This window comes from Shewanella marina JCM 15074 (assembly GCF_000614975.1).
Taxonomy (GTDB): Bacteria; Pseudomonadota; Gammaproteobacteria; order Enterobacterales; family Shewanellaceae; genus Shewanella; species Shewanella marina.
Map to the genome: position 1 here is coordinate 15197 of NZ_BALM01000014.1, position 15195 is coordinate 30391.

7 protein-coding genes and 2 pseudogenes are annotated in these 15195 nt (G+C 39.2%); 5 read left to right on the forward strand and 4 right to left on the reverse strand.

Annotated elements, in window-relative coordinates:
* Positions 1 to 14 precede the first annotated feature (14 nt).
* Complete coding sequence (gene pabB, locus JCM15074_RS11740; RefSeq protein ID WP_025821382.1) at positions 15 to 1415, reverse strand: aminodeoxychorismate synthase component I; 1401 nt, start codon at positions 1413 to 1415, stop codon at positions 15 to 17.
* Between the two features lie 81 nt (positions 1416 to 1496).
* Between pabB and JCM15074_RS11745 the strand changes: the two genes are divergently transcribed.
* From JCM15074_RS11745 to JCM15074_RS21960, 4 genes and pseudogenes are all read left to right on the forward strand, one after another.
* Entirely contained in the window at positions 1497 to 3023 is a 1527-nt protein-coding gene (locus tag JCM15074_RS11745) for a fumarate hydratase (RefSeq protein WP_025821383.1), read from the forward strand.
* A gap of 239 nt (positions 3024 to 3262) precedes the next feature.
* Positions 3263 to 5313 (forward strand): annotated as a pseudogene (locus JCM15074_RS21955) (S9 family peptidase).
* Between the two features lie 152 nt (positions 5314 to 5465).
* A complete protein-coding gene (locus JCM15074_RS11755) occupies positions 5466 to 7364 on the forward strand; it encodes an acyltransferase family protein (protein ID WP_025821384.1) in 1899 nt (632 codons plus the stop codon).
* A 117-nt stretch (positions 7365 to 7481) separates the two neighbouring features.
* Positions 7482 to 8771: pseudogene (locus JCM15074_RS21960) on the forward strand (IS4 family transposase).
* Between the two features lie 53 nt (positions 8772 to 8824).
* Here the strand turns inward: JCM15074_RS21960 and JCM15074_RS11770 are convergent.
* The 3 genes from JCM15074_RS11770 to JCM15074_RS11780 are packed head-to-tail and all read right to left on the reverse strand — an operon-like array spanning position 8825 to position 13598.
* A complete protein-coding gene (locus JCM15074_RS11770; RefSeq protein WP_025821387.1) occupies positions 8825 to 10336 on the reverse strand; it encodes a SpoVR family protein in 1512 nt (503 codons plus the stop codon).
* A gap of 9 nt (positions 10337 to 10345) precedes the next feature.
* Positions 10346 to 11614, reverse strand: a complete 1269-nt coding sequence (locus JCM15074_RS11775; protein WP_025821388.1) for a YeaH/YhbH family protein — start codon at positions 11612 to 11614, stop codon at positions 10346 to 10348.
* Between the two features lie 49 nt (positions 11615 to 11663).
* Positions 11664 to 13598, reverse strand: a complete 1935-nt coding sequence (locus tag JCM15074_RS11780) for a PrkA family serine protein kinase (RefSeq protein ID WP_025821389.1) — start codon at positions 13596 to 13598, stop codon at positions 11664 to 11666.
* Between the two features lie 385 nt (positions 13599 to 13983).
* On the opposite strand from JCM15074_RS11780, the gene JCM15074_RS11785 reads away from it, so the two are divergent.
* Positions 13984 to 14958 (forward strand): transposase, encoded by a 975-nt coding sequence (locus JCM15074_RS11785; protein WP_025821390.1) that lies wholly within the window; start codon positions 13984 to 13986, stop codon positions 14956 to 14958.
* Positions 14959 to 15195: the final 237 nt, after the last annotated feature.

Here is a 15195-nt window from a genome sequence, read left to right on the forward strand (position 1 = left end):
TCTTATTAATTTGACTATTCTTCTGCTGCCAAGATGGGCAATATTTTACTTACCTTATCATATGTTTCCTGATATTCAGCAGCACAATTTGAGTCTGCTACAATCCCACCGCCTGCCCAACAATAGAGTGTGTCATCGATGGCGATTAAGGTTCTAATAGTAATATTAGTATCCATTTTGCCATCTTGGCTAATATATCCTATTGCACCACAATAAATACTGCGGCGTGAGGGTTCTAATTCCTCAATAATTTGCATGGCGCGAATTTTAGGTGCGCCTGTGATTGAACCACCGGGAAACGCTGCCCGTAGCAGATCTGCTGCTTGATATTGTGGTGCTAGTTTAGCGGTAATAGTACTGACTAAATGGTGCACAGCTGGGAATGATTCAATCTCAAATAGTTTCGGTACGGCCACGCTGCCCGCTTGCGCTACTTTGCCAATATCATTACGTAGCAGATCGACAATCATGACATTTTCAGCTCGATCTTTTTCAGATTGCTGTAACTGCTGTGCTAGCAATAGATCTTGTTCAGACTCTTGGCTACGGGGCAGAGTGCCTTTAATTGGCTTTGTTTCTATTTGGTCACCATTAAGCGAGATAAATCGCTCCGGTGAAATCGATAGAATAGCGGCATCGTCTAAGCGAATAAATGCTGAGAAAGGTGCTTGGTTACTCGCACGTAATTTCAAATAGGCCTGCCACTCATCGCCTTGATAACCTGCGCTAAAACGCTGGGTTAAATTGATTTGATAACAATCACCCGCTAATAAATACTGCTGAATTTGATCAAACTTTTGTTGATATTCAGCTTGGCTCATTTGATGCTGCCAGTCAGATGTAAGCTTAAATGGTTCATTGCCCCATGGCGCTTGCATTAGCAAATAATTCAAAATAGCTAATCGAGCTTCAAGTGCTTGTTCGCCTTGGTAATCCACTAATAGCCATTGCTGCTCTTTATAATCAAAAATCAGTGCCCATGTATAAAGGCCTAAATTCAATTCTGGTAAATCGATATCTTGTTTTGCTGTATGTTGCCATTGCTCAATACTGCGGCCTAAATCATAACTAAATGCGCCTAATGCGCCGCCACTAAAAGGTAAATCAGTTTGTTTTGCTGTAGGGAAGTATTGTTGTAGACAACGATTAATCACAGTAAATGGGTCATCATTGCTATGACTTATTTTGACGTCCGTAAATGGGTTTTCGGTAATAGTCACCTGTTGATTATGACTGACAATAGTCGCAATGGGGTCAAAACTGATGATGTCGTAGTGGGCATCTATATGGTTAGCATTGGCTGAATCGAGCAATACAGCCCATGGCATATCGGCGAAATGGCTAAAGACTTGTTCGGTGGTGAGTTGCCAATCTAATTTGAGGCTTGCCAGTGGAGCTTGGCCCTGATTAACCATTTATTTACCTTATTCGATTTTGTGGGTTCAAATTTTTGCGAAAGAATATCATAATGAGCCGCAAAGGAAATATAACAATAAATTAGGAGTGTGCCCCGCATGTCAGTTATTAAGCAACAGGACTTTATTGATAGCATTAATGATGCTTTGCAGTATATCTCGTATTACCATCCTAAAGATTTTATCGATGCCATGGCTGATGCCTATGAGCGTGAGCAAAGTGCTGCGGCAAAGGATGCCATTGCGCAGATTTTAATTAACTCGCGTATGTCGGCCGAAGGTAAGCGTCCATTATGTCAAGATACGGGCATTGTTACCTGTTTTGTTAAAGTGGGCATGGATGTTAAGTGGGATAAAACAGATTTAACTGTGCAGCAAATGGTTGATGAAGGCGTACGCCGTGCGTATACCAATCCAGATAATCCATTACGTGCGTCAATTGTGGCAGATCCTGCTGGTGTGCGTAAAAACACCCGCGACAATACCCCTTCAGTAGTTCATATCGATTTGGTTGCGGGTAATCAAGTTGAAGTGATGATTGCAGCAAAAGGCGGCGGCAGTGAAAACAAAGCAAAGATGGCGATGTTAAATCCATCTGATGATATTGCTGCTTGGGTTGAGAAAACATTGCCGACTATGGGAGCTGGTTGGTGTCCTCCGGGGATGCTTGGTATTGGTATTGGCGGCACAGCTGAAAAGGCTGCCGTACTGGCAAAAGAGTCTTTAATGGATCCTATTGATATCCATGAGTTACAAGCGCGCGGCGCTGAAACGACAGATGAAAAGTTGCGTTTAGATATTTTTGAGCGTTGCAATAAGTTAGGTATCGGTGCGCAAGGCCTTGGCGGCGTGACTACGGTATTAGATATTAAGATTAAATCTGCGCCAACACATGCGGCATCTAAGCCAGTTGTTATGATCCCAAACTGCGCTGCAACGCGTCATGTGCATTTCCACCTAGATGGTTCTGGCCCGGCAAATTTAACGCCGCCATTACTTGAAGATTGGCCAGAAATCACATGGGAAGTCGGTGATAGCGTGCGCCGTGTGAATCTTGATACCGTGAGCCAAGAGGAAGTCGAAACTTGGCAAAGCGGGGATACCTTATTATTAAGCGGTAAAATGCTAACGGGTCGCGATGCGGCGCATAAGCGTATTCAAAGCTTAATTGAGTCAGGTGAAGGTTTACCTGAAGGCGTTGATTTTACTGGTAAGTTTATTTATTACGTGGGCCCAGTCGATCCTGTTGGTGATGAAGTGGTTGGCCCTGCAGGTCCGACAACCGCAACCCGTATGGATAAATTCACCGATTTAATGCTCGATAAAACAGGCTTAATGGGCATGATTGGTAAAGCCGAGCGTGGTCCAGCAACCGTGGAGTCGATTAAACAGCATAAAGCCGTGTATTTGATGGCAGTCGGCGGCGCGGCTTATTTGGTTTCTAAAGCAATTAAGCATGCGCGTGTTGTTGCGTTTGATGACTTAGGTATGGAAGCCATTTACGAGTTTGACGTTAAAGATATGCCTGTTACCGTGGCGGTCGACTCGCAAGGTGTTAACGCCCATGATACTGGCCCCGCTATCTGGAAAGTTAACTTAAACTCGTAGTTTTGGCATTAATACAATAAAAGTTGTCACAATGTCATAAAAATGTGGCTCAAGTGAGTAAATCCTGCTTGCTTGAGCCTTATTATTTCGATAGTGTCCTAAATTAACAAATTGAAGCGAATCAAGGATTTCATCCGCTAGAGATGGCTTGATTGGTGTAGTTAATTATCTTTTACGGTGTTTTCATCAGCAGTTTTTCTGCTAATGCCGATAAAGTGAACAAGGACATTAAAATAACAATGAAAACTACAGCCCTTATTTCAGCATTAATGCTGGGTGGTTTAAGCTTTGCCGTACAAAGCGCCGAGCCAACGCCTTTCACTGTACAACAACTGGTTAATTTAAATAAGCTGCATTCTGCTGCCGTAAGTCATAACGGTAAGCAATTAGTTTATGGGGTTAAATTGATTGACGCTGATGGTGAATCTACTTCTGATCTTTACTCCCTTGATCTGACTAAACAAAACGCCAAACCAGTGCAGTTGACTCAGGTTAAAGGTACTGAAAGCCAAGTACAGTTTGCACCAGATGATCAATCAATCTTCTTTGTTGCTAGCCGTGATGGTTCAAACCAAATTTATCAAATGCCATTATCTGGCGGTGAAGCTAAGCAAGTCACTGACTTTCCACTAGACGTAGCCGGTTATAAGCTGGCTAATGACGGTAAACAAGTTGTAGTGAATATGCGGGTATCACCACAATGTGAAACCTTGCAGTGTAGCGCCGATAAAAAAGCGCAACAGGCAGAAAAACAAACTACTGGCCGAGAATATACTCAGTTAATGGTACGTCATTGGGATACATGGCATGACCATGCCCGTAATCATTTGTTTGTGGCGCAATTGGGTGATAAGCCCGTTAAAACTGCAGTTGATATTACTCAAGGTTTAGACACTGAAACACCGCCAAAGCCGTTTTCTGGTATGGAGGAGGTGACTTTTACGCCAGATGGTAAATATGTGGTATATACCGCGAAAGCACCGAGTAAAGATCAAGCTTGGATCACCAACTATGACTTATGGAAAGTCCCTGTTGCTGGTGGTAAGGCTGAAAATTTAACAGAAGATAATAAAGCATGGGATGCCCATGCTACTTTCTCGAAAGATGGCCGTTATATGGCCTATTTAGCCATGTCACGTCCAGGATTTGAAGCAGATCGATTCCGTATTATGTTGCGTGATACCGTTACCGGTAAAGAGAAAGAAGTCGCGCCGCTATGGGATAGAAGCCCGCACTCATTAAGCTTTGGTCGTGATAATAAAACCCTGTTAGCTACCGCGCAGGATGTGGGCCAAGTGTCTGTGTATGAAATTAACACTCAGTTTGGTGATGTTAAGCGCATCTATGGTTTAGGCAGTAACAGTATTGTTGGCTTTAACCAAGACAATTTAATTATTAGTCATAAGAGTTTAGTTGAACCAGGTGATCTGCATAAAATCAGCTTTGAGGGTGAAAACTTAACTCGCTTAACTGACGTTAACAAAGAGAAGTTAGCGCAAGTTAAATTTGGTGAATACCAGCAGTTCAGCTTTAAAGGCTGGAATAACGAAGAAGTGTTTGGATATTGGATTAAGCCTGCTAATTTCAAAAAAGGTGAAAAGTACCCGATTGCATTCTTAGTTCACGGAGGCCCTCAAGGTTCATTTGGTAACGGCTTTAGTACACGTTGGAACCCACAGTTATGGGCGGGTGCCGGTTATGGCGTAGTGATGGTCGACTTCCATGGTTCGACTGGCTATGGTCAAGCCTTTACAGATTCAATTACTCAAGATTGGGGTGGTAAGCCGTTAGAAGACTTACAGAAAGGTCTAGCAGCGGTAACAGAGCAACAAAAATGGTTAGATGAAGATAACGCCTGTGCGCTCGGTGGCTCATATGGCGGTTATATGATGAACTGGATCCAAGGTAACTGGAATGACGGCTTTAAGTGTTTAGTTAACCATGCTGGTTTATTCGATATGCGTTCAATGTACTATGTGACTGAAGAGTTATGGTTCCCTGAATTTGAATTCGGTGTCAGTACAAAGATAACAAAGAATTATACGAGAAGTTTAACCCCGTCAATTATGTTGAAAATTGGCAAACACCGATGTTAGTGATCCATGGTGAAAAAGACTTCCGCGTCCCTTATGGCCAAGGTTTAGCGGCGTTTACCTATATGCAGCGTAATGATATTCCATCTAAATTATTGGTTTATCCTGATGAAAATCATTGGATCTTAACTCCTGAAAACCTAGAGCAGTGGTATGCCAATGTATTAGGTTGGATGGATCAGTGGACTAAGAAGTAATTCAGCCAAGATATAAAAAAACCGCATTCATTGCGGTTTTTTTATTTTAATAAATTGATTCAAAAATATAAATATTTATGAGTATAATCATGGTATTAATAATTTAGAAATGGGACAATATAAAAAATTTTAAAATTAATTATTGGTGTATTGTGACATTTCGAAGTGATATTAATGGGTTAAGGGCTATCGCTGTTATTGCCGTGATGCTGTTTCATTTCAATTCTTCATGGCTTCCAGGAGGGTTTGCAGGAGTTGATGTCTTTTTTGTTATATCAGGCTTTTTGATGACAGGGATAATTTTTAAGGGATTAGAAAATAACAATTTTTCAATTATCAATTTTTATGTTGCTAGAGCTAATCGGATTATTCCTGCGTTATCGGTTGTTTGTGCTGTTTTATTGTTATTTGGTTGGTTTTACCTCACACCTTTAGATTATACAGTTTTAGGTAAGCATGTTATATCTAGTATGTTATTTATATCAAATTTAACTTACTGGCTGGAGTCTGGTTACTTTGATTCTGCTTCATATGAGAAATGGTTACTGCATACTTGGTCATTGTCTGTTGAATGGCAATTTTATATCATATATCCAATAGTTTTAGTATTATTAAAAAAAATGCTTACTATGTCTAGTTTGAAAAAATTATTACTTCTTTCAACGATTATGATTTTTTTATTTAGTATTTATGCTACATATCGTTTTCCAAACGCATCATATTTTTTATTACCAACTAGAGCTTGGGAAATGATGCTGGGTGGGTTGGCATTTATTTACCCATTTAAATTTAAAGAAAAAAATAAGAAGTATATTGAGTGGTTTGGTATTTTATTAATATTTTCTTCTTATATTGTTATTTCAAATGATACCCCATGGCCTGGATATTTAGCATTAATACCAGTAATTGGAACTTACTTTGTTATTATTGCTGATCGTAATGCTAGTATCATTACAGATAACATTATCATGAGAAACATTGGTAAATGGTCTTACTCATTATATTTGTGGCATTGGCCGATTGTAGTGTTTGGATTGTATTATGGTTTCAATAACTGGTTTTTAATTGGTATTCCTTTATCTATTGTTTTGGGGTATTTAAGTTATAGATATGTTGAGAGATTAAGGCTTTCTAAGGATTTAAACTTATCATTGAAATCAATTTTGTACTTTAAACCATTATTATTAGTAATTATGATTAGTGGCATTTCATGGATAGTTGTTATTGAAAATGGTTTTGATAAAAGATCAAAAAATAACAATTATAATATGGATGTGATTGTAAAAAAATTGGCTCCTAACCATGGTTTAAGTAATGTTTGCGAGAATGCTTTTACTTTAGATAGTCGATGTCGAACAAGCGATGAACCAGAAATTTTAGTTTGGGGAGATTCATTTGCAATGCATATTGTACAAGGTATTATATCTTCAAATAAAAATGTAAAATTAATTCAATTAACAAAAAGTTCATGTAGTCCAATTTTTGATATTGCACCAAGCAAAAATGGATCTTTTTCAGCTGATTGCATTAAATTTAATGACGATGTTAAAAACTGGGTAAAGGATAATAAATCTGTTAAATATGTAGTTATATCTTCACCATTTAATAGTCTTTTTAATGAAAATAAAAAAATAAGATTACGAGATGGAACTGATATTGTTAATCGTCAAGTTGTAGTTGATAAGTTTTATTCAACTTTAAAATACTTTAAAGATCTTGGTATTGATCCTGTTATTATATTACCTCCACCTGTCAATGGGGTAAATATTGGAAAATGTTTGGACCGAGCAACTTTCTTTGAACAGGATTTAAATGTTTGTGATTTTACAAAAAAAAATATTCCTTTAAAACAATTAGAAATCTATCAATGGCTATTATCATTAGCTAATGATTATAAAGTTATTAGAACAGATAAATTAATTTGTGAACGCAATATATGTATAACTCATATTGGTAATAAGTTTATATATAGAGATAATGAGCACTTATCATATGAAGGTTCTAGATTTTTGGGACGTAAGTATAACCTATATAAAGAGATAACAAATTAATAATTGTCAATAAAAACGCATTAATTGCTAATGCCGATCATTTAACTGTTTATTGATCGGTTGACCGATCTTTATAAGATGGCACAATCCGAGTGTTTTTAAACACTCGGATTTTTTATGGACGTATCTCAAGCTCTTAACATCATCAATGATTGGAAGCCGAATAATATTGAAACGTTGGCTGACTTACTTCCTTCCCCTCGAGCTTATTGATGAAACTTATTCTCTGACTGACACTGTGACCATGCGTAAACGCAAGTTAACCTTAGAGCCCGTGGTATGGTTACTCGTTGGTATGGCTATTTATATGAAAGACATGGTTAATCAACTTGATATTGTTGATAGAACAGGGAAAGCATTTGTCGCACCAAGAGCATTAACTCAACGCCGCAAACACTTGGTCAGGCAGCAATGAAGGCCGTATTTCAAGGAATGACTTCGTCTTGGCTCGCCAGCGCTCATTTACGCTTTTGGGTGTTGATGGTGTGGTTTGGCGAGCCCCTGATAGCCCAAAGAATAATGAAGCATTTTCACGTTAAAAAATACGCAATATCCGCAATTAAGAATGGTTTTTCAGATGGAATGAACCGTCACTTGATTACTGGGAGTGCTTTGATGACTATAATGTCAATGAAATGAGACTTGCAGAGCAATTGATAGAAAATACACCTAATCATAGTGTCTACTGTTCTAGGGGCTTACCAGTCACTATGTTCGATAAAGGGTTTTATTCGCTAGGTCTTCTGTATAAATAGCAGCAAAGTGGTACTGAAAGGCACAGGCTTATTCCGTTAAATAAGAACGTCTAATATGAAATTATCCAATCGCGAGGGCGTAATGATAAATTGGTGCTACTACGTAGTAATCCACAAATGAGAAAACTCTGGCCTGAGTTGCCTGAAACGATTCAAGCACGCTTTGTTATACGTTAAATAAAAAGTAAAACCTATGAAGTTTTAATCTCAATGCTTGATGCTATACGATTTCCAAAAGCCGATATAACTGAGCTGTACGAGCATCGCTTAGACTATCGAGAGCAAAAACAATATATGTTAGGGACCGTCTTACCTTACGTAGTTGCTTACCTGAATTAGTTAAGCAAGAGTTATGGGGCATCTTACTGAAATATTATTTAATCCGTTACCAAATGGTTGAATTAAGCTTTAGCTTGAAGGAAAATTATTTGCCATATTAACTCAGTTTTAAGGGAACACTTGCACGAGTAACAGCACTACTAGTTGGGCTTACATACTCCACTCCAGGCGCATTCCCCGCCAGTTAAAAGGGTTTCACAATATGGCATAAAGCCTAATTTTAGAGGAGCGGAGAGAAAAAACTTTCCCCAGAACAGTAAAACCTAGGCCTCAACGATATGCCAAAAATAAAAATGCCGCTCACCTTAAGTGAATGGCATTAGCATTAATTGCGGTTTTTTATTTTGTGTTTAACGATTGTGTTGATTAACGATCGTTTTCTGGCTCAGGGCAACGGGCAATGGTTTGAATATCGCCATTGTCATTTTCCTGCTCTAAACGTACGTTAAAGCCCCATAATCGATGTAAATGTTTCATCACCTCATGTTGACTGCTCGCCAGTGGGATACGATTTGATGGCACATATCTCAGTGTGAGCGAACGATCACCGCTCACCTCAACATTATAAACTTGAATGTTTGGCTCAAGGTTAGACAAATTATATTGCGCAGATAGCTTTTGACGGATATCGCGATAACCCATTTCATCATGAATTGCCGATACATTCAGATAGCTTTGACGATCATCATCTAAAATGCTGAATAACTTAAAGTCACGGATCAATTTAGGTGACAGATACTGGCTAATAAAGCTCTCATCTTTGAAGTTTTCCATGGCGAAGTGCAGGGTAGTTAACCAGTCACTGCCCGCCATATCAGGGAACCATTCTCTATCTTCATCGGTTGGATTTTCACAAATACGGCGAATATCAACAAACATATTAAAGCCCAGTGCATAGGGGTTAATCCCGCCGTAATACGGACTGTTATACGCTGGCTGCGCCACCACGTTGGTATGGCTTTGCAAAAACTCCATCATAAAGCTATCAGTTACTTTTCCTTCATCGTAAAGATGGTTCAGAATCGTATAATGCCAGAATGTTGCCCAACCTTCGTTCATCACCTGAGTTTGCTTTTGTGGGTAGAAGTATTGGCCCATCTTGCGCACAATACGAACTAACTCACGTTGCCATGACTCAAGTAACGGTGCATGTTTCTCTATAAAATATAGAATATTTTCCTGCGGTTCTTCAGGGAAACGTTTTTGGACTTGCTCGGTACTTTCAGCTTCACGTTTAGGCACGGTGCGCCATAAATCATTTACCTGACTTTGCAGATACTCTTCACGTTCTTTTTGGCGATGTTTTTCTTCACTAAAAGAGATTTCAGAAGGGCGCTTATAACGATCTACACCATAATTCATCAGTGCATGGCATGAGTCGATAACATCTTCGACCGCCTGTACACCGTATTTAAGCTCACATTCATGAATATAGTTTTTGGCAAATACTAGATAATCAATAATTGAACTGGCATCAGTCCATGTCTTAAATAAATAGTTGTTCTTAAAGAAGCTATTATGACCATAACAGGCATGCGCTATCACCAGCGCTTGCATGGTCATGGTGTTTTCTTCCATTAAATAAGCAATACAAGGATCTGAGTTAATCACAATTTCATAAGCTAGGCCCATTTGACCACGCTTATAATTTTGCTCGGTTTCAATAAACTTTTTACCAAATGACCAATGGGTATAACCAATTGGCATACCTATGCCCGCATAAGCGTCCATCATCTGTTCTGCAGTAATGACTTCAATTTGATTAGGGTAGTAGCTTAGGCGATAAATATCGGCTACCCGTTCAATCTCTTTGTCATATTGCTCTAATAGCTCGAATGTCCAGTCAGGACCATCACTAAGCGGTTGTTGTTTAGCCATAATGTCCCCTTAAACTGCCTGTTTTTTAAATAATTCTCTAAACACGGGGTAAATATCGGATGAATCTTTAATATGTTGCACAGCCATATTGTCAAACTGTTGCTTTAATTGATCATATTCATGCCACAGGCTTTGATGAGCACGGTTAGTGATCTCGATGTAACTGTAGTAACGCACCGTTGGTAAGATATTTTCTTGCATTAACTTACGACATAAAGGTGAGTCATCTGCCCAGTTATCACCATCTGACGCCTGCGCAACATAGACGTTCCATTCATTTTCAGGGTAACGCTTACGTTGGATCTCATGCATCATCTTGAGCGCACTCGATACTATGGTGCCACCCGTTTCTTGCGAATAGAAAAACTCTTGTTCATCGACTTCTTTAGCCTGTGTGTGGTGGCGAATATAAACCACATCCAAGTTTTTATACGTGCGTGTTAAAAACAGGTACAGCAAAATATAGAAACGTTTTGCCATATCTTTTGTTGCTTGGTCCATTGAGCCAGATACATCCATTAAGCAGAACATAACTGCTTGGCTTGATGGAATTTCACGGCGTGCATAGTTGTTGAACCTTAGGTCAAAGGTATCAATAAAGGGCACTTTTTTAATGCGATCTTTAACCTGTTGCAACTGTTCTTTTAGCGCCAAAATATGCTCAGCATTTGCACCCGGCATATCTTCTAAATCAGCTAACGCCTGTTCTAACTCATGTAACTGACGCTTTTTACTGGCCGACATCGCAGTACGGCGACCTAAAGAATTACGCAGCGATCGCACAATATTAATATTGGCGGGGACGCCGTCATTAGTGAATCCAGCACGATAAGTCTGGTATTCAACTAATTTGTTTAGATTATTTTTTTCAAGATTTGGCAGCTCTAGATCTTCAAATAGCAGCTCCAAATATTCATCTTTAGAGACGTTAAATACAAAATCATCTTCGCCTTCACCAGAATCAGAAGCTTTACCTTCACCTGAGCCTTGGCCAGCGCCACCCGGTGGGCGTTGGATTCTGTCATCTCGTTGAAATTGATCATTACCTGGGTGCACACGCTCACGTACGCCGCCTTGGCCTTGATGAAATGCCGGCTCGCTAATATCACGGGTCGGAATACTAATTTGTTCACCGCTATCGACATCAGTTACGCTTCGCTTTGTTACTGCATCACTCACAGATTGTTTAATCTGCTTTTTGTAACGATTAATAAAACGCTGACGATTAACTGTGCTTTTACCTTTAGCGTTGAGGCGTCTATCAATAAAATTTGCCATAGTGACCTCCTAGCAATGCCGAAGCCCAAAGGCTTCGGCTTAGGCGATGTTATGAAGATTTACGCACGCGTAGGTACCACTCAGAAAGTAGGCGAACTTGCTTTTGGGTATAGCCTTTTTCCATCATACGGTTGACGAAATCGTCGTGTTTACGCTGATCATCTGTAGAGGTTTTCGCATTAAACGAAATTACTGGTAGTAGATCTTCTGTATTTGAGAACATTTTCTTCTCAATCACGGTGCGAAGCTTCTCATAACTTGTCCATAATGGGTTATTGCCATCATGGTTAGCACGAGCACGTAATACAAAGTTAACGATTTCATTACGGAAATCTTTTGGATTACTGATACCAGCAGGCTTCTCAATCTTTTCTAGCTCATCATTCAATGCGGCGCGGTCGAACAGCTGGCCTGTCTCAGGATCACGGTATTCTTGGTCTTGGATCCAGAAGTCAGCATAAGTCACGTAACGGTCAAAGATGTTCTGGCCATATTCAGAATAAGACTCTAAATATGCGGTTTGAATCTCTTTACCAATGAACTCAATGTACTTAGGAATTAAGTAACCTTTTAAGAATTCAAGATAACGTTCAGCGGTTTCTTGTGGGAATTGCTCTTGCTCGATTTGGCGCTCAAGTACATAGAATAAATGCACTGGGTTAGCCGCAATCTCTTCATGGTCGAAGTTGAATACACGAGATAAGATCTTAAAGGCAAAACGGGTTGATAGACCCTGCATACCTTCATCAACACCTGCGTAGTCACGATACTCTTGGTACGACTTCGCCTTTGGATCAGTATCTTTTAGGCTTTCACCGTCATATACCCGCATTTTAGAGTAGAGTGATGAATTCTCTGGCTCTTTAATACGCGATAGAATACTAAATTGCGCTAGGGTTTCTAGTGTACCTGGGGCACATGGTGTATTGGTCAATTCAGAATGCTGTAGCAGCTTCTTATAAATCTCAATTTCTTCAGAAACACGTAGGCAATATGGCACCTTAACAATGTAAACACGGTCTAAGAATGCTTCATTATTCTTGTTATTACGGAAAGTGGACCACTCAGATTCGTTCGAGTGAGCCAAAATAATACCGTTATATGGAATAGCTGATAAACCTTCTGTACCGTTGAAGTTACCTTCTTGAGTTGCTGTTAGTAGTGGATGTAGCACCTTAATTGGCGCCTTAAACATCTCAACGAATTCCATTAAACCTTGGTTGGCACGACATAATGCACCTGAGTAAGCGTAAGCATCAGCATCGTCTTGTGAAAAATGTTCAAGCTGACGGATATCAACTTTACCCACAAGTGATGAAATATCTTGGTTATTTTCATCGCCTGGTTCAGTTTTTGCGACAGCAATTTGATCCAGTACTGATGGGAAGACCTTGACGACTTTAAATTTAGTGATATCGCCACCAAAATCATGTAAACGCTTTAACGCCCAAGGCGACATGATGGTTTTCAGGTAGCGCTCTGGCACCTTATACTCTTGAGTTAAGATTTTGCCATCTTCTTCAAGGTCAAATAGACAGAATGGATGATCGTTAACCGGACTACGAACGCCATCAGCACTTAAAATGTAGATAGGCATTTGTTGCATTAATGCTTTTAATTTTTCAGCTAGTGATGATTTACCACCACCCACAGGACCTAATAAATATAAAATCTGTTTAGATTCTTCCAAGCCTTGTGCTGAATGCTTTAAATAAGAGACGATCTGCTCAATCGCATCTTCCATACCGTAAAAATCTTTAAAAGCGGGGTAACGGGAGATCAAACGATTTGAGAAAATGCGGCTTAATATCGGATCTTTAGAAGTGTCGATAACTTCAGGCTCGCCAATAGCATTTAATAAACGTTCAGACGCAGAAACGTATGCATTTCTGTCTTGCTTACAGATATCAAGAAATTCTTGTAACGTGTACTCTTCTTCTAATTTTTGTTCGTAGCGCTGTTGATAATGCTCGAATATTCCCATGCTAACCTCCTAGGACCAACCTTAAACTATGATGCTGATATGCAATAAAAAAGTTACCTGCATGTATATATAATATGATCAGCAATGGTGCCTATGTCAAAGAAAAGTTTAATAAAAACAATAACAAACAGTTGCATTTGCAACAGTTGCATAAGTGTAATCAGTCGTTAGTTTTATAGTTTAATGAGTGCTGATATAAGCCCATTTGAGCATAAGACCACGCAATGGGGGATTGCCCGAAGTTGAATCTGTTATTGAGATATTGCTACATAAAGTGCCAGCTAAGATGTAATAAATTGTAGCTTCTTTTAATCAGCCACCCATAATAAATGTGGATTATCGATGTTGGACTAAACTTAAATAATCAACATTGAGGGAGGCAGTTATGGCAACACCAAGAGAAAGGTTAGTGAGTTTAGCAGATACATCTTATTATCATTGCGTGAGCCGCTGTGTACGTCGAGCCTATTTATGTGGTGTTGATAGTTATACAGGCCAATCCTATGAACATCGCCGAGATTGGATTGAAGAGAGATTATTGTCGCTCGTTCAGGTGTTTAGCATTGATATTTGTTCTTATGCGGTAATGCATAATCATCTGCATGTGGTCTTAAAAGTAGATATTGAACGAATGCAAGCTTGGTCAGATGAAGAGGTCATACTGCAATGGCAAAAGTTGTTTAAAGGAACATTACTGACACAGAAGTTACTGAAAGGCGATAAAATAGAGCCTTATGAGCTTGAATCTTTTGCTAAAACCATTACTGAATATCGTAACCGTTTGATTAATATAAGCTGGTTTATGCGTGCTCTTAATGAGCCTATTGCCCGTAAAGCAAACAAAGAAGACAAATGCACTGGCAGATTTTGGGAGGGGAGATTTAAATCTCAAGCATTACTTGATGAAGCTGCTGTAATTGCTTGTATGGCTTATGTCGATTTAAACCCAGTAAGAGCCAAGATTGCTAAAACACCAGAAACATCAGATTACACCAGTATTAAGCGTCGCATTAAAGCTGCGATGAAAGGTGAGCAACCGTCAGAATTATTACCCTTTATTGGTAATGAACGCGCCAACATGGTGAATGGTTTGATGTTCAGAATAAATGACTACCTAAAGTTAGTTGATGATACTGGGAGGCAACTACGAGATGATAAACGTGGCTCAATCACCCAAACCAGCTTAGATATCCTTACAAGATTAAATATTTCATTAGAGAACTGGCTTAAAATTACCTCTGAATTCCATGATTTATTTAAAGGTCCGGTAGGGACACTACAAGAGCTTACAAAGCTATGCGAACATCTAGAAAAACGACGGCGATATGGCGCGCAAATGTGCCAAAAAATGTTGGGATAGTCGTTCAATAAAATCTTGATTCCACTAAGTTAATATCGAATTTACATTCGAAACTTTACGCGTCTAGAATTTCACAATTAACGTTTAAATCAACACATTAGCATGTACCTGTATTCACTACCGCTCCAGCATATTGATTTCTCCATTTAAACTTACTTTTTCACTCTGTTAAGCATGACTGATTGAATATCAGCAAATTAAAATGGGTGGCTTAATAAGGAAAGTAAATTTATTACG

Bases quoted from the DNA above. Each gene is read 5' to 3' on its own strand.
- pabB (WP_025821382.1), bottom strand. From the start codon at position 1,415: ATGGTTAATCAGGGCCAAGCTCCACTGGCAAGCCTCAAATTAGATTGG.
- JCM15074_RS11780 (WP_025821389.1), bottom strand. From the start codon at position 13,598: ATGGGAATATTCGAGCATTATCAACAGCGCTACGAACAAAAATTAGAA.
- JCM15074_RS11770 (WP_025821387.1), bottom strand. From the start codon at position 10,336: ATGGCTAAACAACAACCGCTTAGTGATGGTCCTGACTGGACATTCGAG.
- JCM15074_RS11785 (WP_025821390.1), top strand. From the start codon at position 13,984: ATGGCAACACCAAGAGAAAGGTTAGTGAGTTTAGCAGATACATCTTAT.
- JCM15074_RS11775 (WP_025821388.1), bottom strand. From the start codon at position 11,614: ATGGCAAATTTTATTGATAGACGCCTCAACGCTAAAGGTAAAAGCACA.